The 18,159-nt window shown below is 71.6% G+C and carries 23 protein-coding genes; 10 read left to right on the top strand and 13 right to left on the bottom strand.

All coding sequences use genetic code 11. From position 1 onward, the window contains the following. The first annotated feature begins 98 nt into the window (after positions 1-98). A complete protein-coding gene (locus OOJ98_RS28780; RefSeq protein ID WP_267057967.1) occupies positions 99-533 on the top strand; it encodes a DUF6234 family protein in 435 nt (144 codons plus the stop codon). A 66-nt stretch (positions 534-599) separates the two neighbouring features. Here the strand turns inward: OOJ98_RS28780 and OOJ98_RS28775 are convergent, their stop codons facing one another. After that, the gene (locus OOJ98_RS28775; RefSeq protein WP_267057966.1) at positions 600-1,532 is read right to left on the bottom strand and encodes a ketopantoate reductase family protein; all 933 of its coding nucleotides are present in this window, start codon (positions 1,530-1,532) and stop codon (positions 600-602) included. Between the two features lie 295 nt (positions 1,533-1,827). Between OOJ98_RS28775 and OOJ98_RS28770 the strand changes: the two genes are divergently transcribed. Both OOJ98_RS28770 and OOJ98_RS28765 read left to right on the top strand, forming a co-directional pair. Next, the gene (locus OOJ98_RS28770) at positions 1,828-2,775 is read left to right on the top strand and encodes a LysR family transcriptional regulator (protein ID WP_267058275.1); all 948 of its coding nucleotides are present in this window, start codon (positions 1,828-1,830) and stop codon (positions 2,773-2,775) included. A gap of 112 nt (positions 2,776-2,887) precedes the next feature. Next, on the top strand, positions 2,888-3,862 hold the full coding sequence (locus OOJ98_RS28765) for an aminoglycoside phosphotransferase family protein (RefSeq protein WP_267057965.1): 975 nt from the start codon (positions 2,888-2,890) through the stop codon (positions 3,860-3,862). Between the two features lie 170 nt (positions 3,863-4,032). On the opposite strand, the gene OOJ98_RS28760 is transcribed toward OOJ98_RS28765, so the two are convergent. From OOJ98_RS28760 to OOJ98_RS28740, 5 genes are all read right to left on the bottom strand, one after another. Continuing rightward, complete coding sequence (locus tag OOJ98_RS28760; protein ID WP_267057964.1) at positions 4,033-4,797, bottom strand: trans-aconitate 2-methyltransferase; 765 nt, start codon at positions 4,795-4,797, stop codon at positions 4,033-4,035. A gap of 138 nt (positions 4,798-4,935) precedes the next feature. Next, positions 4,936-5,205, bottom strand: coding sequence for a hypothetical protein (locus OOJ98_RS28755; protein ID WP_267057963.1), 270 nt, complete (start codon positions 5,203-5,205; stop codon positions 4,936-4,938). Between the two features lie 241 nt (positions 5,206-5,446). Continuing rightward, positions 5,447-6,037, bottom strand: coding sequence for a hypothetical protein (locus OOJ98_RS28750; RefSeq protein ID WP_267057962.1), 591 nt, complete (start codon positions 6,035-6,037; stop codon positions 5,447-5,449). Continuing rightward, entirely contained in the window at positions 6,034-6,408 is a 375-nt protein-coding gene (locus OOJ98_RS28745) for a PadR family transcriptional regulator (protein WP_267057961.1), read from the bottom strand. The genes OOJ98_RS28750 and OOJ98_RS28745 overlap by 4 nt, the downstream gene beginning before the upstream one ends. 280 nt (positions 6,409-6,688) lie before the next feature. Then, positions 6,689-7,315: a helix-turn-helix domain-containing protein gene (locus tag OOJ98_RS28740; RefSeq protein ID WP_267057960.1), complete on the bottom strand. Its 627-nt coding sequence runs from the start codon at positions 7,313-7,315 to the stop codon at positions 6,689-6,691. 188 nt (positions 7,316-7,503) lie between these two features. Here OOJ98_RS28740 and OOJ98_RS28735 point away from each other — a divergent pair, with 188 nt between their 5' ends. Then, positions 7,504-8,130: a bifunctional 2-polyprenyl-6-hydroxyphenol methylase/3-demethylubiquinol 3-O-methyltransferase UbiG gene (locus OOJ98_RS28735; RefSeq protein WP_267057959.1), complete on the top strand. Its 627-nt coding sequence runs from the start codon at positions 7,504-7,506 to the stop codon at positions 8,128-8,130. An 83-nt stretch (positions 8,131-8,213) separates the two neighbouring features. Here the strand turns inward: OOJ98_RS28735 and OOJ98_RS28730 are convergent, their stop codons facing one another. The 3 genes from OOJ98_RS28730 to OOJ98_RS28720 all read right to left on the bottom strand — a co-directional run bounded on the left by OOJ98_RS28730 (position 8,214) and on the right by OOJ98_RS28720 (position 10,114). Beyond that, positions 8,214-8,852: a beta-glucanase gene (locus tag OOJ98_RS28730; protein ID WP_267058274.1), complete on the bottom strand. Its 639-nt coding sequence runs from the start codon at positions 8,850-8,852 to the stop codon at positions 8,214-8,216. 211 nt (positions 8,853-9,063) lie between these two features. Then, positions 9,064-9,273, bottom strand: coding sequence for a hypothetical protein (locus tag OOJ98_RS28725; protein ID WP_267057958.1), 210 nt, complete (start codon positions 9,271-9,273; stop codon positions 9,064-9,066). A 190-nt stretch (positions 9,274-9,463) separates the two neighbouring features. Continuing rightward, the gene (locus OOJ98_RS28720) at positions 9,464-10,114 is read right to left on the bottom strand and encodes a CatB-related O-acetyltransferase (protein ID WP_267057957.1); all 651 of its coding nucleotides are present in this window, start codon (positions 10,112-10,114) and stop codon (positions 9,464-9,466) included. A gap of 187 nt (positions 10,115-10,301) precedes the next feature. On the opposite strand from OOJ98_RS28720, the gene OOJ98_RS28715 reads away from it, so the two are divergent. Together OOJ98_RS28715 and OOJ98_RS28710 are read left to right on the top strand one after the other, a co-directional pair. Beyond that, positions 10,302-11,222, top strand: coding sequence for a LysR family transcriptional regulator (locus OOJ98_RS28715; RefSeq protein ID WP_267057956.1), 921 nt, complete (start codon positions 10,302-10,304; stop codon positions 11,220-11,222). Positions 11,223-11,338: 116 nt separating this feature from the next. Further along, on the top strand, positions 11,339-11,845 hold the full coding sequence (locus OOJ98_RS28710) for an SRPBCC family protein (protein ID WP_267057955.1): 507 nt from the start codon (positions 11,339-11,341) through the stop codon (positions 11,843-11,845). Positions 11,846-11,950: 105 nt separating this feature from the next. Here OOJ98_RS28710 and OOJ98_RS28705 read toward each other — a convergent pair whose 3' ends face one another. Together OOJ98_RS28705 and OOJ98_RS28700 are read right to left on the bottom strand one after the other, a co-directional pair. Further along, on the bottom strand, positions 11,951-12,604 hold the full coding sequence (locus OOJ98_RS28705) for a fasciclin domain-containing protein (protein WP_267057954.1): 654 nt from the start codon (positions 12,602-12,604) through the stop codon (positions 11,951-11,953). A 144-nt stretch (positions 12,605-12,748) separates the two neighbouring features. Next, positions 12,749-14,374, bottom strand: a complete 1,626-nt coding sequence (locus OOJ98_RS28700; protein ID WP_267057953.1) for a molybdopterin-dependent oxidoreductase — start codon at positions 14,372-14,374, stop codon at positions 12,749-12,751. A 156-nt stretch (positions 14,375-14,530) separates the two neighbouring features. Here OOJ98_RS28700 and OOJ98_RS28695 point away from each other — a divergent pair, with 156 nt between their 5' ends. Genes OOJ98_RS28695 through OOJ98_RS28685 form a run of 3 tightly spaced genes read left to right on the top strand, consistent with a single transcriptional unit; the run spans position 14,531 to position 16,174 of the window. Further along, positions 14,531-15,139, top strand: coding sequence for a sigma-70 family RNA polymerase sigma factor (locus tag OOJ98_RS28695; RefSeq protein ID WP_267057952.1), 609 nt, complete (start codon positions 14,531-14,533; stop codon positions 15,137-15,139). Beyond that, complete coding sequence (locus tag OOJ98_RS28690) at positions 15,136-15,891, top strand: anti-sigma factor (protein ID WP_267057951.1); 756 nt, start codon at positions 15,136-15,138, stop codon at positions 15,889-15,891. Before OOJ98_RS28695 ends, OOJ98_RS28690 begins: the two co-directional genes overlap by 4 nt. A gap of 13 nt (positions 15,892-15,904) precedes the next feature. Next, the gene (locus OOJ98_RS28685) at positions 15,905-16,174 is read left to right on the top strand and encodes a hypothetical protein (RefSeq protein ID WP_267057950.1); all 270 of its coding nucleotides are present in this window, start codon (positions 15,905-15,907) and stop codon (positions 16,172-16,174) included. Between the two features lie 156 nt (positions 16,175-16,330). Here OOJ98_RS28685 and OOJ98_RS28680 read toward each other — a convergent pair whose 3' ends face one another. Both OOJ98_RS28680 and OOJ98_RS28675 read right to left on the bottom strand, forming a co-directional pair. Further along, entirely contained in the window at positions 16,331-16,855 is a 525-nt protein-coding gene (locus OOJ98_RS28680) for a hypothetical protein (RefSeq protein WP_267057949.1), read from the bottom strand. Positions 16,856-16,988: 133 nt separating this feature from the next. Further along, the gene (locus tag OOJ98_RS28675; RefSeq protein WP_267057948.1) at positions 16,989-17,435 is read right to left on the bottom strand and encodes a DUF1772 domain-containing protein; all 447 of its coding nucleotides are present in this window, start codon (positions 17,433-17,435) and stop codon (positions 16,989-16,991) included. A gap of 90 nt (positions 17,436-17,525) precedes the next feature. Between OOJ98_RS28675 and OOJ98_RS28670 the strand changes: the two genes are divergently transcribed. Then, the gene (locus tag OOJ98_RS28670; RefSeq protein WP_267057947.1) at positions 17,526-18,104 is read left to right on the top strand and encodes a TetR/AcrR family transcriptional regulator; all 579 of its coding nucleotides are present in this window, start codon (positions 17,526-17,528) and stop codon (positions 18,102-18,104) included. Positions 18,105-18,159 lie beyond the last annotated feature (55 nt).

Below are 18,159 nucleotides of genomic sequence, written 5' to 3'. Positions count from 1 at the left end.
CCCCGGCAGGCCGTTCACGGCGTGCGGAACCGTGTCGCGCAAGGGACTGAGTACGGATACTCAGGCACGCCCTCCGTCGCTCTGGCAGGGTGCGCCCCATGACACAGGCGCGCCCCGAACTCCTGCCTCGCCGACGCAGACGCCGGCCCTGGTCGAAGAAGACTTCGCTCGGCACCGACATCGCCGCCGCGATGCTGCTGCTCCTGACCGAAATCCTGCTCGGCGTGAGAAAGGTGTTCGTCGACTCCATGGAGGCCTGGGCTGCCGAGGGCAGACAGACCAACACCGCGGCGTCGGATCTGGCCTCGATCAGGTGGTTGGAATACTTTCTGGCCGCGATCGTGCTGCTGGCCATCATCGCGACGGTCTGCCTGGCCCCCTGCACAGCGGTCCTGCAGTTCCTCGCCGCCGGTGCGGTCGCCCTCATGCTGGTCCTCGCTCAGCACAGCTACCACCAGGCACACCCGGACCCGCCACCCAAGCCGGACCCCCACTACACCCCCTGCTACAGCGGCAGCCATCGGTGCCATTGAGCGCGTCGGAGGGGGCGCAGCGACGTGTCGCGTTCGGCCGCCGCGCCAGCCGATCCGGCCTGATCGTCAGTCGGCCCGGAGCTCGCTCATGAGGCGGGTCGTGAGCGGCGTCGGGATTCCCAGCCGTTCTCCCGCCCGCAGCAAAGCTCCACCGATCGCGTCGAGTTCCAACGGTCGGCCCGCTTCCGCGTCGCGCAGCATCGACGACTTGCTGCCGGGTGGGAAGGCGTCGTAGCGCGACAGCACATGGGCCGCGTCCCCGGGGCCGCCTGCTGCACTGCTGACCGCGACGGTCTCCTCGACCAAAGCTTCCAGCTCCTGGCGTCGTTCGGTCCTGATCGCACCGATCGGCAGCCGGTAGCGTGTGGTGAGCAGCGCGAAAGGGGCCAGGAAGGCCAACTTGCCCCAGAGGACGGCGGTTTCGCCTCCGACGACACGCGTGTTCGCACCGACCGCGTTCAGCAGGGCGGCGAGCGGAGCGACCGCTTCCGTCGCGCCGGTGGGCGCGAGGTCGATGTCCAGGAACGGGCTGCCGTGTTCGATGACGCCGGGGGCGATGCGGGTGGACTCCACGCGGATCACACCCGCGACCACACCTTCCGCACCGTAGTGGGCCCGCAGGGTACTCATGTGCTCGATGCCGTTGAGCAGGGGCAGGACGATCCCGCCGTCGAGGAAGTGGGGCGGGGTGCGGTCGAGTGCCGCGTCGAGTGCGTTCTGCTTGACCGTCACCAGGCACAGGTCGACGGGCTCACGCAGCGCCGTGTCCGCCTCGACCCCGGCGGTGAAGTCGCCGAACTGCTCACTGCGTACACGGATCCCGTCGTGCCGCAGGGCTTCGGCGGTCGCTTCCCCGGCGATGCAGATCACGCGGTGTCCGGCCCGCGAGAGGAGCGCGGCGAGCAGGCCGCCGATCCCGCCGGGACCGAGCACTGCCACCTTCACGCCGGACGACGGAATGCGTGCGGAGTCGGCGGCCGTCGTTGAGGGGGAGGTCATGGGGTCTCGCTCCTGCATAGGTCTTCTCCCTTCTTTCTGGGGCCGGGGCCGGCACAACCCCCATGGGCACACCCCCTATGGGCACCATCCCTATGGAGGCACCATCCCTATGGGGTCGGCACCCACCCCGTCGTCCCGCCCGTGTCCGGAACCGGTGCGAGCGACGGGACGGGTTGCCGCCTTGGGCCCGAGACGATCCTGGCCAGCGGCAAAGGGCAAGTCAATCCTCGGGTTTCCTAACGCACACCCAAGAGATTCCTTCACTGTGGGGCGGACCTATCGTGGCCGTATGCCCATGACCTTCGACGACCTCCGCATATTCGTGGCGGTGTGCCGCGCCGGCAGTCTGAGTGCCGTCGCCCGGGATCTGTCCTGCACCCAGTCCGCGGTCAGCCAGCATGTGAAACGACTCGAACGGGCAACAGGGGTACGGCTGTTGGAACGTCGGCCTCGCGGTGTCGTACCCACTCCCGAGGGACGCGTCCTCCAGAAGGCCGCGGCCGAAGGGATCACCGGCCTCGACCTCGCGTTGCGTCGGCTCGGGGAACTCGCCCGCGGCGAGACCGGGTCGGTGCGCGTCACGACCGGCGCCACATCGGTGCGTCACTTCATGTCCGATGCCGTCGTGACCTTCCGGGCGGAGCATTCGGGGGCCGTCCTGGAGTTCCGGACCGAGACATCGAGCGGGAGATGTTTCGAGGCGCTCGCCGAGGGCGCCGTCGACCTGGCCTGGGTCACCATCGGCAAGCCGGTGCGGGGCATCGAGCAGCGCCCGGTCGTGGAGCTGCCCTGGGTGCTCGCGGTACGGGCCGACGATCCGCTCGCCGGCCGGACACGGATCACGCCCGACGACCTCTCCGGCATCCAGCACATCCGGTTTCCGGAGAACTCCTCCTCCCGCACCCATGTCGACACGGCCTTGGCGCGGCTCGGTGTCCACCTCACGTCGGACACCGCCGTCGCCGACTGGGACACCGCCATCCTGCTCGCCGGCCTGGGGGTGGGACACGCGGTCGTTCCCGATCTTCCCGGCCAGGGGCTGGGCGATACCACCGCCGGCCCGTTGCGGTTCCTGCCGCTGCCGGACCTTCCGCCGCTTCCCGTCGGCTGGGCGGTACGCCGATGGGAAGCGCTGACTCCGCTGGCGCGTGCCTTCGCCGACTTGGTCGGAGCCCGCCGCTCGGCGCCCCCGCCCTCCGCCCCGCCCCGCCCTGCCCTGCCCTGCCCGGCATCCTGCCCCTGACCTGAGCGCCCTGGCGATGTGAGACATCCATGGCCCGCCAGTCGTCGCTGAACGACCACACGTGAGCCAGGTCACCCATGTGGTCGGGGCCCATCGGCTAGCGTGGCTGGGCATGGCCCTCACCGAGATCGAGATCACCGCGCAACTGATCCGGGATCTGCTGCGCGACCAGCACCCGGACTTGGCCGATCTTCCTCTGACGCTCGGCGCACATGGCTGGGACAACCAGCTGTGGCGGCTCGGCGACGACCTCGCCGTCCGGCTGCCGTGGGCGACGCTGTCCGCGGACGCGCTGCTGCGCAAGGAGTACGCGTGGCTACCCGTCCTGGCCCCCCGCCTTCCCTTGCCGGTGCCGGTCCCGCAGCGCCTCGGCGAGCCCTCCGAGCGGTTTCCGCGGCCCTGGATCGTCACCACGTGGGTGCCGGGAGCGCCCGCAGACCGCTGCCCCGCGACGCGCGCCGAAGCGGCGGACTCCTTGGCCGCCTTCCTGACCGCGCTTCACCGGCCCGCGCCGGAAGGGGCGCCCGCCGGCCGCGATCGCGGGGGCCCGCTCACCGCCCACGCCGACGGGTTCGAGCAGCGGCTGGCCTCGGCCGCCGACCTGGGCCTGATTCCCGACCCGGACGCCGTCCGCGCCGTCTGGGACGACGCCGTCAGCGCGCCCGGCTGGACGGGCCCGGAGCTCTGGCTCCACGGTGATCTGCATCCCGCCAACGTCCTTACCGCGGACGGCACTTTCTGCGGTGTGATCGACTTCGGCGATCTCTTCGCGGGCGATCCGGCGTGCGACCTCGCCGCGGCGTGGCACCTGCTGCCGGACGGCGCCGTGGACCGCTTCCACACCGTCTACCAGCCGGCCCCTGACCCGGCGACCCTTCGCCGGGCGCGTGGGTGGGCACTGCTCAAGGCGCTCGCCTGCATGGCGATCGGCGAGGCAGGAGTCCACGGCCGGCCGGGCGGCAAGGCCACCTGGGGGCCGCCGGCGCACGCCTGCCTGCGACGCCTCACCGCGACCAGCGGGTCTCCTTCGACGAGTTGGACGAGGCCCGGCGTGGGCCAGGCACCCGGGTCGCCCCGCTCGGCCTGAGCCTTTTGCGCGCGGTGGACCGGCCACGGGATGTGCCTGGTCAAGGCCGGGTTCGCCACGGAACGCGCCCGCAGATAGCCCAGTTGGTCCCACCTCGGCGGCTGTGCCATGGCTATCGCGCCGGCACGCAGGGCGGAGCGCCGCGTGATCCGCAGATATCTGCCGCCCCCCTAGCCGGGATGCCGACGTGCGAGGTGGACGACGATGTCGGCGTTGATCTCGACCATCCCGGGCAGCACCCGCCCGATCACGGCGTACGTCAACTCGCGCTTTTCCGGCGCCAGTTGGAGGTAGGCCGAGACCGTCGACAGGTGGCCCAAGTAGTCGGGGGCGCTCATCCTCAGGCGCCGCTCGATGACGGTCTGCCGTACGTCGGTGAAGAGGGGCGAACGCTGCAGTTCCGTGCCCGGCCACTGCACCTCCTCATCCGGCGCGGTTCCGTCGGGAGAGGGGATGTCGTCGTCGTCCAGGAAGGGCGCCCGCGCCGCCCGCACCGATTCCTCGACCGCTGGATCGGCCAAGCGCACCGCTCCTCCGAAGGAGGCGAACACGCCCTCCGGTTCCAGGAGCGCGGCCACCCGAGGCCATCGGCCCTCCGGGCGCGTCCAGTGCAGGGCCGCCGCCGCGTAGACCAGTCCATGGGTCTCGTCCAGGCGCAGATCCTCGAACGCGGCCCGCACCGTCCTCACCTTCTGCGGCACGGACTTGACGAGTTCGGCGAGCATGGCGGGGTCCGGCTCCGTCGCGGTGACCGCGATCCCGTGCGCGGCGAACAGCCGGGTCGCCTTGCCCGTCCCGGCGCCGATTTCCAGGGCCGAGCCCATCGGCCGGCCCGCGTACGTCATCACCAGGTCGAGGAGCTCGTCGGGATACCCCGGCCGGAACCTCTCGTAGGCTCCTGCTACGGCCCCGAAGCTCAGTGCACGAGCAGACATGCCGAGCATCCTGGCACGGCCCGCACCATCGGCGCTCGGCGTTGCTCAGCGGCCCGGACGACGCCAGGCAGCGTCTTCCGGCATCGGTGGCAGAACGCCGGTGTGGCGCACGGGAGCGCCCCAGCGGCAATTCCCCGTCTACTTCGTGTGCCCAGCCGCCGCCCTCACCCGGGCTTCGAGGTCCTGCCGGGGTTCGCCGTGGTCCGTCGCGTACGTGGTGACGGCGCTCTGCATGTCACGGGCCAGGTCGCGCCATGCGCGCCACGCGGTCTCGTACGTCTGCGTCTGCCGGCCCGACCAGGGGCGGGTGCCCGGCGGCCCGTACTGGCTCCGCAGCTGCTCCGCCTGGGCGTGCGCCGCATCGACCGTACGCTGCATCTCGACGAGTTCCTCGAACGTGTGCGCCACGATCGCCGATCATAGGGTGGACACACGCGACATACCGGCTCCGACCCGCGCGACATGGGTCGAGACATGGCGACTGCGCACAGCCGGGGTTCGTCGAGGTGGCAGCAGCCCATATCGGGCGCGCGTGAGGAGTGTGCTGGATGGGAGGGCCCGTCGACCTCCCCAGGCGTCCTGGCCCTCCTCCGACCCAGCAGTCACCGCCTACCCAACTGGCCGGGAACATGCACGTTCCTTCGTAAAATCAGGCGCGGCGGACCCGCCAGAGCCAGGTCGCCGTGCAGGCGAGGAGGGCGAGCGTCACCAGGTTGGCCACGAGGGCCGGGGTGCCGGACGGGGCGCCCGACAGGTTCCAGGTGGCTATCACGGCGCTCGGCACCACGGCGGTGAGCAGGACGCCGGTGGTCTTCTGGACGGCGGTCCAGTGCACGGAGGTGCACAGGAGCACCGCGCCCGCGATACGGAACAGGACGCCGATCAGGGGCCCGGGAAGGTCGGGGAAGACCATCATGAACGGCAGCGACAGGGTGAGCATGAGGAGCGGGACCAGGGGATGCACCTTGCCGCGCCGGCCTTGGGTAGGGGCGGAGTCCGCGGGCGGGGCCCAGGCGGCCGCCCCCACGGACTCGGCGAGAGCCGTCGCCGCGATCGTCCGGGGATCGCCCAGCTCCGCGAGGATCTCGCCGGTGGCGGTGTCGGGCCGCTCGGCGCGCGCCACCTCGATGTGTTCGGCGAGGTCCGCGAGGAGTTCCTGGCGGCGGTCGGCGGGCAGGGCGGAGCTTTCGCGCTCCACGGCCGAGAGGTAGTCGCGTACGAGGTCGGTCGAGGTCTTCATGCGTCGTCTCCGGTGGGGGGTGGCGGGGTGGTCAGGAAGGCGTCGACGGCGTTGCGGAATCCGGGCCAGACACGGGTGAACTCATCGAGCGCGGCCCGGCCGGTGTCGGTGAGCGCGTAGTAGCGCCGGGGCGGTCCGGAGGTGGACTCCTGCCATGCGGTGGTGACCAGGTCGTCGCGGCGGAGCCGGGAGAGCAGCGGGTAGACCGTGCCCTGGCTGGTGGCGAGGGCACCGGATTCCTCCAGGGCGTGCAGGAGTTCCACGCCGTAGCGGGGCCGGTCCCGCATCAGGGCGAGTACGCAGTACTCCAGGACGCCCTTGCGCAGTTGGGCGGCGGCCCGAGCCTGCTTGGTCGAATCACCTGGTTCCATGCAATGCAAGATACCCCCTGACGGGGAAGTCTTTAATACCGGCCTGCCCTCAGGCGGCCGGGGCGGCCGGGGCGGCCGGTCGATGGGGGCGCGGAGCGAGGCAGCCCGCTGAGGGCGGAGGCGCGGTTGCCGTTCCGAAAGTCCTCTCCCCCATGGCCCGCACGGGAAGGCGGGCCGCCCACGAGGACCGGGCCACGAAGACGCACCCGAAGGCGGACCGCGCACGAGGACCGGCCGCACGCGGCGGCGGACCGCTCGCGCTGCCCGGCCGCGCGCATGTCTACGGGCGGACTTCGCCCCGGGGCGGCTCCTTCGGGTCGCTCCGTACGTGCGCGCGCAGTCCTTGCAATCCGAACAGGATGAGCAGTTCGACCGCGCCGCCGTCGGCGCTGCCCAGCCAGTGGGGCAGCGCCGTGTCGAACTCGATGGCCTCGCCGGGCGGCAGGGTCAGATCGCGTTCGCCGGTGACGAGCCGGAGGCGCCCGCTCAGTACGTAGAGCCATTCGAAGCCGTCGTGCGTCTGCGGGATCGGTTCGAGCGGCTCCCGCCGGGCGGGGATGATCATCTTGAACGCGTGCACCCCGCCGGGCCGTCGGGCCAGGGGCACGAACGTCATACCGAAGCGACTGACCGGCTTGAGGTGGATCCGGGGGTCGCCGGTGTGGGGCGCGCCGACGAGGTCGTCCAACGGCACGTCATAGGTACGGGCCAGCGGCAGCAGCAGTTCGAGGCTCGGGCGGCGCAACCCGCTCTCCAGCCGGGACAGCGTGCTCTCCGATACGCCGGTCGTCGCCGCGAGGCCGGCGAGGGTGATGCCGCGCGCCCGGCGCAGGGCGCGAAGGCGTGGTCCCACCGCGTCCAGTACTTCCTCGTCGGTCTTCGGGTGCTTCTTGCTCGGTTGATCCATCACGCCCAACGGTCCATCGCGTCGTCTCGGTCCGTCGTGCCATCTTGCCGGAACCGCAAGATTCCGTGCCGACCGTGCTGCGCCTGGCAAGACTGAACGCATTCCGAAACCGAGCGCGTGCCGATCCGGGCGCGTTCGGAGACCGAGCGCGTTTCGACACTGAGCGCGTTCCGACGCAAGGGGACCCGATGAGCACCAGCGATGCGACCACGTTCTGGGACGGCGTCTACGCGGCGCGGCCTGCGGCCGACAGCCCTCAGCCGAACGTGCGCCTCACCGAAGCGGCGGCGAGCCTGCTGCCCGGCGACGCGCTCGACCTTGGTTGCGGCAATGGCGGGGACGCGCTGTGGCTAGCCCGCCGGGGCTGGCGGGTCACGGCCGCCGACATCTCGGCGGTGGCGGTCGAACGGCTCGCAGCTCTGGCTCGCGCTCATGAGGTGGAGCGCCGACTCACCTCACTCCAAGCCGACTTGCAGGCCTCGTTCCCGCCGGGCGAGTTCGACCTCGTCTGCGCCCACTACCTCCACACGCCGAAGGAGTTCGACCGGGCGGCCGTCCTGCGAACGGCGGCGCACGCGCTGCGGCCGGGCGGCCGGCTGCTGGTCGTCGACCACGGTTCGACCGCGCCCTGGTCGTGGAATCAGGATCCCGCCTTCCACTACCCGAGCGCGCGCGAGGTCGCGGCCGGTATCGGTCTGGAGCCGCAGGGTTGGACGGTCGAACGGGCCGACGCGCTCCGGCGGATGGCGACCGGGCCGGACGGACGGACCGCCGAAGTCACCGACCACGTCCTCCTCATCCGCCGCGCCACCTGAGTCGGTACGCGGGCCGCATCGGCGGCGTGCGGGTACAGCGTCGCCGGTGTGCGGCGCGCCTCATGGGCGGGGCACGGCACACGTCATCGGCGGTGGATCTTCAAGGCCGACACTTCGTACGTCATCTCGGTCACGTCCGGCGGCGGCTCCGGGTGGTAGCGGCCCGCGCTGACGGACAGGTTCACGATGAGGTAGGCGCGCCAGTTGCGCCCCACGCCCGCGCGGTCGCCGAAGACCCGCACGCCGTTCACCCACCAGGTGACGGACCGGGCACCGAACCGGACTCGCAGGTCGAGCTCCGCGCCGGGGGCGACCGCGGCACCGCGGAAGTAGAACTGGCCCCCATGGACATGGTTGGTCAGCTCCAGGAGATCCGGGTTGTCGGGGTGGTACTCGAAGATGTCGATCTCCTGGCCGCCGTCCCGCCATGTCCAGATGGCGGGCCACGCGCCCACCGCGACGGGCAGCCGCACATGAGCCTCCAGCACGTCTCCCGTGCGGACCATGAACCCCTCGGAGCTGCCTTCCGTGGTCAACAGCCCTGTGTTCCAGGTGCTGTTGGGGTTACGCGTGGCCCGGAACGCTCCACTGCGGCTGTACGCGGGGTCCTCGACCAGGTAATCCAGTTTGTTGTCACCGGGGTTGACGGGGCCGCCGTCCGGATACGCCGACGAGCGGCCCGCGACCCACTGCGTACGCGAGGCGAAGTCGGCGGTGAACACGACGGGGGCGTCACCCGCGCGGAGACGGAGTCGGGAGCGGAGGCCGGGGCGGGTTCGGGGCAGACGCTCGCGCCACCGCGCGAGGGCATTGGAGAGCACGATGCGACTCTGCCCGGTCGGGGCGATCGATATCCCTCGATAAGCCCTCGATCATCCCGAGGTGAGGCATTCGTCGGCGCACTCTCACGCCGAGCGCCCCCTATGTCTCGCGTCACGGATCGGCAGCCTGCGAGTGGGCCGACTCGGGGGCGGCCGGCGGGTGCATCGGCCCGGGGACGACCGTGGAGAACGGCACGTTGAGCATCGCGTCGAACGCCTCGACGACGGGGACGTGCAGGTACGCGCCTTGCAGCCGGGTGCGGTCGGCGGCAGGGGCGGCTCCGGCCCTGCGGGCGCCGGGGCCCGCGCGGGCCCCGCGCAAGGGGGCGGGGGCGAGCCCGAGGCCCGTTTCGGCGAAGGCCCCCTCGATGCTTCCGGGTTGGGGCGGGGACAGCTCGGTCGCGGCGCAACGCGATGTCGTAGCTGTCCTGATCGCTGCGCGAGAGGTCTCGCGCCGGGGCGGGGCGGTCGGGTCTGCGGGGTGTTACGCGCCTTCCTGCGGCCCCGGCACCTCAGAGGTGCGGCGCTGCCCTCACCAGGTCCTCCACGCTGCCCGACATGATGGTGCGCACATGCTCCGTGATGGTCTCGATGGGCCAGTCCCACCAGGCCACCGCCAAGAGCCGGGCGGTGTCCCGTTCGTTGTAGCGGGTGCGGATCAGGCGGGCGGGGTTGCCGCCTACGACGCCGTAGTCGGGGACGTCCGTCGTGACCACGGAGCCCGCCGCGATGATCGCGCCGTGTCCGATGCGTACACCCGGCATGACGGTCGTATCGAAGCCGAACCACACGTCGTTGCCGACCACCGTGTCCCCACGGTTGGGCAGGCCGGTGAGGAGGTCGAAGTGGTCGGCCCATGAGCCGCCCATGGTGGGGAAGGGGAAGGTGGAGGGGCCGTCCATGCGGTGGTTGGCACCGTTCATGAGGAACCGTACGCCGGTGCCCAGCGCGCAGAACTTCCCGATGACGAGCCGCTCGGGCCCATAGTGGTAGAGCACGTTGCGTGCCTCGAAGGCGGTCGCACCGTCCGGGTCGTCGTAGTACGAGAACTCTCCGACCTCGATCAACGGGGAGTTCACCAGCGGCTTCAGGAGCACCACGCGGGGCTGGCCGGGCATGGGGTGCAGAACGGTGGGATCGGCGGGATCGGCGGGCGTGGGCATCGGACGGATCGTCCCTTCGTCGGGGGGGTGGCTGTTCGCCTGGCGGCGGGGCGGCTGTTGATCTGAGGGCGGGGCGGTCTGGTGTCGGGGACGGCAGGGGTCAAGTCTGTGAGAGAGCGGCCCTTCGATCAACGACACATCGCGAGCTACAGTCATAAGCGCAAGTGATCGGCGGCGGGGCGGCACCATGGAACTGCGGGACATCGAGATCTTCCTGACCCTCGCCGACGAACTGCATTTCGGCCGGACGGCGCAGCGGCTCCATCTCTCCCAGGCGCGGGTGAGTCAGTCCGTCGCCCAGCAGGAACGCAGGCTGGGCGGCGCCCTGTTCGACCGCAGCACCCGTGCGGTCGCGCTCACCGTGCTCGGCAAGCAGCTGCGGGACGACCTGCTTCCGGCGTACGAGGCCATCCGCACGGCGCTCGCCCACGCGACGGAGACCGCCAGGGGCGCGGCCGGAGTGGTACGGCTCGGCGTCATGGGCGCGCTGCCTTCGGAGATCGAGTGGCTCGTGCGGGCCTACCGCGACCAACACCCCGGCTGTGACGTGGAGTTCGTCGAGTTCCACTTCAGCGACCCCGCGGCGCTCGTCCTCTCCCGCGAGGTGGACCTGCAGCTCCTGTGGCTTCCGGTGCCACAGCCACACCTGGAGCCCGGCCCCGTCGTGTTCCGCGAAGGGCGCGTACTGGCCGTCGCCGATGGATCCGACCTCGCTGCGCGCACCCACGTCACCATGGAGGACCTCGCCGGCCGTACCGTCATCGATCCCGGAACCCGCGTGCCCAAGACATGGTTCGCCGCCATGTGCCCCGAGCGGACACCCCTCGGGCATCCCGTCCACCGCGGGCCACGGGCGGAGACGTTCCACGAGATCCTCGCTCTTGTCGCGAGCGGTCGCGCCGTGTGTCCGCTCAACGCACATGTGGTCCGCTACTACCGCTATCCCGGTGTCACCCTTCTCCCCATCACGGACGCCCCTCCCACCGAGTGGGTCCTGGCCCTCCCCCGCACACCGACGCCACCCCACGTCTCCGCGACGCCGCCTCACGTCTCCGCGCTGCTCGCGACGGCACGCGAGCTCGGGCCCCGTACGGCCGGGCCCCACTGAGCGGAGGGTCCTGAAGGACCACCTGAGTCAGCCCGGTGGGAGGGGGCTGGGAGCTCGCGTGCCAGGATCAGTACCGGGCAGTAGCTTCACCGGTGCGACGAGAGGGAGCGAGCGGCATGGGACGGGTCTGCACAGTGAGTGACAGCGTGGTCGTCGGCGTCACGCCGGAGGTGGCGTACCGGGCCGTGAGCCGTCCGTCCGACATGGGGCGGTGGAGCCCGGAGAACCTCGGTACGGCGGGCGCGACGGGTGAGGGAGCCGCTGCGGTCGGCACGGTCTTCGTCGGGCGCAACAAGCGGGGCGCGTTCCGCTGGGTGACCAAGTGCACGGTCACCGCGGCCGACCCCGGGCGCCGCTTCGCGTTCCGCGTCCACGCCATCGGGCTCAGCCGCCCGCGGGTCCGTGGCCCGATCGCCACCTGGGAGTACCGGTTCGAACCGGTCGAGGGCGGCACCCGGGTCACGGAAACCTGGACCGACGACCGCAGGAAGTGGCCCGATTTCGTGGCCAACGTCTTCGACCGCGTCGCCACCTCCGGCAGTACGTTCGCCGCCTTCCAGGCCCGCAACATCAGCACGACCCTGCGCAACCTCAAGCGGGAGCTGGAGAGCAGCACGGGCTGAGTGCCGTGCGCGGGGAGAACGGCGCGGGATGAGAGCGGCTCCGTAGGAGTGGGGCGAAGTGTGTGGGCTCCGCCCATGTGGGGAGCCCACACACTTCCGTCGCGACTACTTGGGCATCAGGACGGTGTCGATGATGTAGACCGTGGCGTTGGCGGTGGGCACGTTGCCGCAGACCACGTTCGCGGAGTCATTGACCTTGTACGCGGTGCCCGAGCCGGACGTGGTGATCTTGCCCTTCTCCAGGGTGTCGAAGGAGCCGCTCCCCAGCTGCTGGGGCGTGACCTTCTGACCCACCACGTGGTACGTGAGGATCTTGGTCAGCGTGGCCTTGTCGTTGAGCACCTTGTCCAGGTCGGCCTTCGGGATCTTCGCGAAGGCGTCGTTGGTCGGCGCGAACACCGTGATGTTCTGCGCGTTGTTGAGGGTGTCGACCAGGCCCGCCTTCTTCACTGCGGCGACCAGCGTGGAGAGCGCCGGGTTGTGGGAAGCGGCCGTGGCGACCGGGTCCTTGGCCATGCCGTCGAACGAGCCGGCGCCGTCCTTCGGCACCGACGCGCACGCGGCACCGAACGGCTTGTCCATGGTCGATGCGTCGCCACCGGCCGAAGCCTGCGCACCCGAGGGCGCGGAGGCCTCCGACGACGATGCGGAGGTGTCCTTCTTGCTGTCGTCGCTTCCACAGGCACTCAGTGCGAGCGGCAGAACGGCGGCCGTGGCGACGGCGAGCGCGGTACGACGGAAACGCAGGGTGTTGTTCATGACTTCTCCTGTGGACAAGGGGCGCTTCGATGCCCCGGGGTGGTGGGGTTGTCTTGTCGGCGGGCGGCCTGCACGACCGGCGGCCCACTTGGTGAGAGGCCTGCGCAGGCGCAGGCCGGCGTGGTCGGGAGCGGCGACGGTGGGTCAGTCCACGGTGATCACCACCGAGTGCCGGCCGCTCGCGCCGTCCGGGATGGTCGGCGTGCGCTGTTCCGTCTGCACCGTCCCGGTACGGTCGGTGGCCCGGACCGTCAGCGTGTGGTTTCCGGGATTCGCCTTCCAGGGCAGGGACCACTGACGCCAGGTGTCGGAGGTGTCCTCCGCGGCGAGGTCGGCCCGCGTCCAGGGGCCGTCGTCGACGCGCACCTCGACCCGGTCGATCCCCCGGTGCTGTGCCCAGGCCACCCCGGCGATCATCACCGTCCCGGCCTTCGGGCGGGCGAACGGTTTCGGAGTGTCGATGCGGGACTCGGTCTTGATCGGCGCCTGCCGCGCCCAGGACCGCTTGACCCAGTACGCGTCGTAGTCGGCGAACGTGGTCAGTTCGAGGTCCTGGATCCACTTGCACGCCGAGACGTAGCCGTAGAGACCCGGCACGACCATGCGGACCGGGAATCCATGCACGAACGGGAGCGGCCGGCCGTTCATGCCGACAGCGAGCAGCGCGTCACGGCCGTCCATGAGGTCCTCGACCGGCGTGCCGATCGTCATGCCGTCCACCGAGCGCGCCACCAGCTGATCGGCCGGGCCGCCCCGCGACGGCGGCCGCACCCCCGCTTCCTTGAGCAGGCCGGCCAGCGGCACCCCGATCCAGCGCGCGTTCCCCGCGTAAGGGCCGCCGACCTCGTTGGACACGCAGGTCAACGTGATGTCCCGCTCGACGAGTTCGCGCTCCAGGAGGTCCTGGAACGTCAGCGTCACCGGCCGGGACACTCCCTTGCCGTGGATCTTCATCCGCCAGGTGCCGGCGTCGACCTTGGGGACGACCAGCGCGGTGTCGACCCGGTAGAAGTCGCCGTTGGGCGTGATGAACGAGCTGATGCCCGGGGTGTGAAGGACCGCCCCGGGCGGGATCGGCCGGGCCGTCGAGACGGGCCTCGGGAGCGTCACCTTGCCGCGCGCGGCTACCGCCCCCTGACCGTTCGCGGTGTTCAGGGACCGCCCCAGGAGTCCGGCGCCCGCGGACGCGGCGGCTGCCGCGCTCGCGGTGATCACGAAACCGCGCCGGTCCCAGCCGTCCGGCCGCCGGGCGGGCGGGCCCGAGACCTGGCCGGGGACGACGAGGCCGGGGGCCGCGGCGTCCGGCGCGCTCGCGGGCCGCAGGGAGAGGCGCCCGATGAGCAGATACAGCAGTCCCGCCCCGGCGAGAGCGCCCGCCACGGACGGCAGCGCGTCGGCCGTGCTCGCCGAATCGGGACGGCCGGTCGCGGCCAGCGCGCCCACCACTCCGAACAGGAGCACCCCGGCGGCTCCGGCACGCCGGAAGCGCAGCGCCAGTACGCCGAGGAGGAGGGCCAGCAGGGCCAGGACGGCGAGGATGCCGAGCTGGAGCACGAGCTTGTCGTCGGTCCCGAAGTGGCGGACCGCCCAGTCCTTCAGGGCGGGTGGCGTGCGGTCGATGGCCGCGCCACCCACGGCGATCACCGGGCCGGATTCGGGCCGGACCGCGGCGGAGACCAGCTCCGCGACGGCCAGGGCGGCGAAGCCGGCCAGCAGTCCGGACAGTGCGGCGAGCGGAAGGCGGACGCCTCCGCCCGGGAATTTGATCACGGGTCCTATTCGGAGCCGTCCGGCTCCGGGATTGGCCGCTCACCCGAAAGAGTTGCGCTCCCCCACCCGTGCGGGCAGGCGTTCGACATCGGGGCCGGGAAACTTGGTGCGTGCGGCAATCCGCCGACGCTCCGGCTCCGAATCACCCTCATGACCATGAACCGCCGGGAGGATCAGCGGGTGAAAGAAACCGTGCACATCAGCGGGGCACGCCAGGCGGGCCCCGACTTGGCCGAGCTCCTGGCCAGGACCGCGCGTGGCGACGAGCAGGCGTTCTCCTCGGTGTACGACGCGGTCATCGGACCCGTCTTCGGCCTGGTGCGCAGCGTCCTGCGTGATCCGGCCCAGTCCGAGGAGGTGGCACAGGAGGTGCTCGTCGACGTGTGGCGCACCGCCGCCCGGTACGAATCCGAGCGGGGCGGCGTCATGAACTGGGTGATGACCCTCGCGCACCGCCGGGCCGTGGACCGGGTCCGCTCGGCGCAGGCCTCGGCGGAGCGGGAGAACAAGGCGGCGCTGCTCGCCCGGACCCCGGACTTCGACGAGGTGAGCGACGAAGTGGAGACCCGGCTCGAGCGCGAGTCGGTACGGCGCTGTCTGCGGGCCCTGACCGAGTTGCAGCGGGAGTCCGTCGCGCTCGCCTACTACCGGGGGCTGACCTACCGCGAAGTCAGCGAGCTGCTGTCGGTGCCGCTCGGCACCATCAAGACCCGCCTGCGCGACGGACTGATCCGGTTGCGCGACTGCCTGGGGGTGACCGCATGATCGGCGCCGACCTGCACACACTGACCGGTGCGTACGCCGTGCACGCGCTCCTCGACGACGAGCGCGAGGAGTTCGAGCGTCACCTCGCCGCGTGCGAGTCCTGCACCCGCGAGGTCCACGAACTGACCGCCACCGCAGGGCGTTTGGGGCTCGCCATGACCGCCACACCTCCGGCGGCGCTCAAGGCGGACGTGCTGCGCAGGATCAGCACCGTACGGCAGGACGCGCCGCGCACCGGGCCGCTCGCTCCTTCCACGTCCCGGACCGGCCGGGGCCGCGCGCTGAGCAGATTCGTCCTCGCCGCGTGCCTGGCCGCGGCCGTCGGGCTCGGCGGGGTCGCCGTGTGGCAGCACCAGCAGGCGGACTCGGCGCGGGACCGGGCGAGCAGCGCACAACAGCAGTACCGGCAGCTGACGGATGTCCTCGCGGCACCGGACGCCAAGGCCACCACCGGGCACGTCACCGGCGGCGCCAACGGCACCCTCGTCATCGCCCGCAGCCGCAATCAAGCCGTCTTCCTCGCCTCGGGGCTCGCCCAGCCCCCCGCCGGCAAGGTCTACCAGCTCTGGTTCGACGACGCGGGCACCATGCGATCGGCCGGGCTGATGGATCCCGCCCGGACCACCGAGGCGGTTCTGCTGACCGGGCCCGTCGACCAGGCCTCCGGCATGGGCATCACCCTGGAGCCGGCGGGCGGCTCCCCGCACCCCACCACCCAGCCCCTGGCGGTCATGGCCTTCCCCCAGGCCTGAAACGGACGTGGTCGTGCGAGCCGGCGCCCTGGCATCCCCATCGGCACCGGTCCCGTGCCCCGCCGGGAAACCGGAGGCGGAGAGCGCCATCACCGTCTACGAGCGGGGCGGGGAGCACGCCGAGGCTCCGCGCGCGGAAGCCGTACGCTTCGCCGCGCTGATCGAGGGCGACGGCCTCGGCCGACTGGGGGCGGCGGCGGTCCGGGCCCGCGGGGCGGACCTGCCCGAGGCCGCCGGCATCCTCGACTCGCTGCGGCAGAGCTTCGAGAACCGGCGGGGCTGAGCCCGTCGGGCCCGGCCCCTGGCGCCCATGTGCGGCGCGCGGGGGCCGGGCGGTGCAATCGCCGTCGACGGCTGGGCGGGGCCGGGCGGTGGCGTGCAGCTTCGCTCGGCCGCGGGTCCCGTTCGCCCGCGGGGCGGCCTCGAGCGCGGGGAGCGGTCACTCGGTCCACACCGGATCATCGGGGGCCGGCCGCCCGGAGAAGCGGCGCAGCGTACCTCCGGCGGGTGAGAGCCGGCGGCGCGCGGTGACGATGAAGTCGTTCTGCGCCGACTCCACATACGACCGCAGCACCAACCACTCCTCCTCGGGGGTCAGGCCACGCTTGATCTTGGTGTGGAGCCGCCACATCTGTTCGTCCAGAGCATGTGCGGCTTCCGTGATGTCCGGGTCGGCGACGAGGTTCACCATGCTGAGGGCCTCGTTCCACGGCCGCCAGTCGATGGCGGTCCGGCGGACGACGCCTTGGGGGATGGAGCGCGGACGAGCCGTTTCCGCCTCGCTCAGGCTCACGAGCAGCCCGGACGACTCGCGCAGCACGCGTACGCACGCTGCCGTCAGCTGCTCCCGGGCCCAGTGCCGGTCCTGTGTCCTCCTGCTGACCGCGCTTCCGGCGAAGACACCGAGCAGGGTCGTCACGGCGGCCCCGGCGGGGGCGGCGAGCAGGCTCCACAGCGCGGACATGCGGCCAGTGTGAGGGCAGCGGGATCGGTCGGAGTCGGGTTCCACGGAATTGCCGGGGCGGCGGCCGCCCCGGCCGGACGCGCCGCGCGCGGGCCGGGCCGCGGGCTCGCTCCGCGTGCCCCGTCCGCGGGGTTCAGACGAGCGCGGCGGCCAGCACGGCGAAGGCGGCGACGATGATGGCGACGCGGACGTAGTGGAAGCGGTCCCAGCGGCCCATCTGCTCCTTCCAGTCCTCGGGCAGGTTCTCGGTGGTCCACCCCTTGCTCTGGTTGTTGATCGGGACGAGCAGTGCGATCGACATGATCACGCTCAGGATCAGGAGCGCCGCGGCGGTGACGACGAGGACGGCACCGTGGTGGTGCCATCCGGCGACCGCCCAGACCGCGCTGAGCACGAGCGAGCCGATGTACCAGAACGGCATCACGGCGCCGAGCATGCGGGCTCCGTGGGTGCGGCCGCGCAGGCCGTTGTCGCCGGGGAGTCCGTTGAGGATCGGGTTGATGACGAAGGCGACGGAGAACTCCACCCCCACCATGACTCCGAGGACGACGGTGGTGAGGACCTTGAGTGCGTCGAGCATGATGACCCCTCCGGGATCTAGCGCCGCTAGGTGATGAGTCAACGCTAGACCTACTGCCGCTCGGTTGTCTAGCAGTGCTAGGGTCGCTCTATGTCGGTACAGGAACGCAAGCAGCGCGAACGGGCGGACCGTGAGCGCCTCATCGTGGCCACGGCCCGCGAACTCGCCGAGCAGCAGGGCTGGGACGCGGTCACCACCCGGCGGCTCGCCGAGCGCATCGAGTACAGCCAGCCCGTCCTCTACAGCCATTTCCGCGGCAAGCGCGAGATCATCGGCGCGGTCGCCCTGGAAGGCGCCGCCGAGATGGCCGCGGCCCTGCGAGCGGCGGCCGCCGACGCGGACGGGCCCCGAGCCCGGGTCACCGTCCTGGCGCGCGGCTACCTCGACTTCGCCGCACGCAACCCCGCGGTCTACGACGCCCTGTTCCAGCTCGACGGCGGCCTTGCGTACGCGCGCGAGGACACCCCGGAACCGCTCAAGGACGCGTTCGCCGCGCTGCTCGAGTGCCTCGGCGAGGTGGCGGGGGAAGGCGTCCACCCCGGGCTGTTCACCGAGGTGTTCTGGGCATCCCTGCACGGCCTCGCGACCCTGACCAGGGCGGGCCGGCTGCCTCCGGAGGACACGGAGCAGAGGCTGAACCTGCTGGTGGACCGGCTGGCCGCGCTCTGACGCCCCGGATGCTCACGGTGCCCTCTGCTTCAGCACGCGTGGAGCCGGCGCGCGG

Origin of the sequence: Streptomyces sp. NBC_00083, from assembly GCF_026343295.1 — a bacterium.
Classification (GTDB): Bacteria; Actinomycetota; Actinomycetes; order Streptomycetales; family Streptomycetaceae; genus Streptomyces.
Note: the sequence above shows the minus strand (reverse complement) of the source record. Positions and strands in the feature narration are given on the sequence as shown.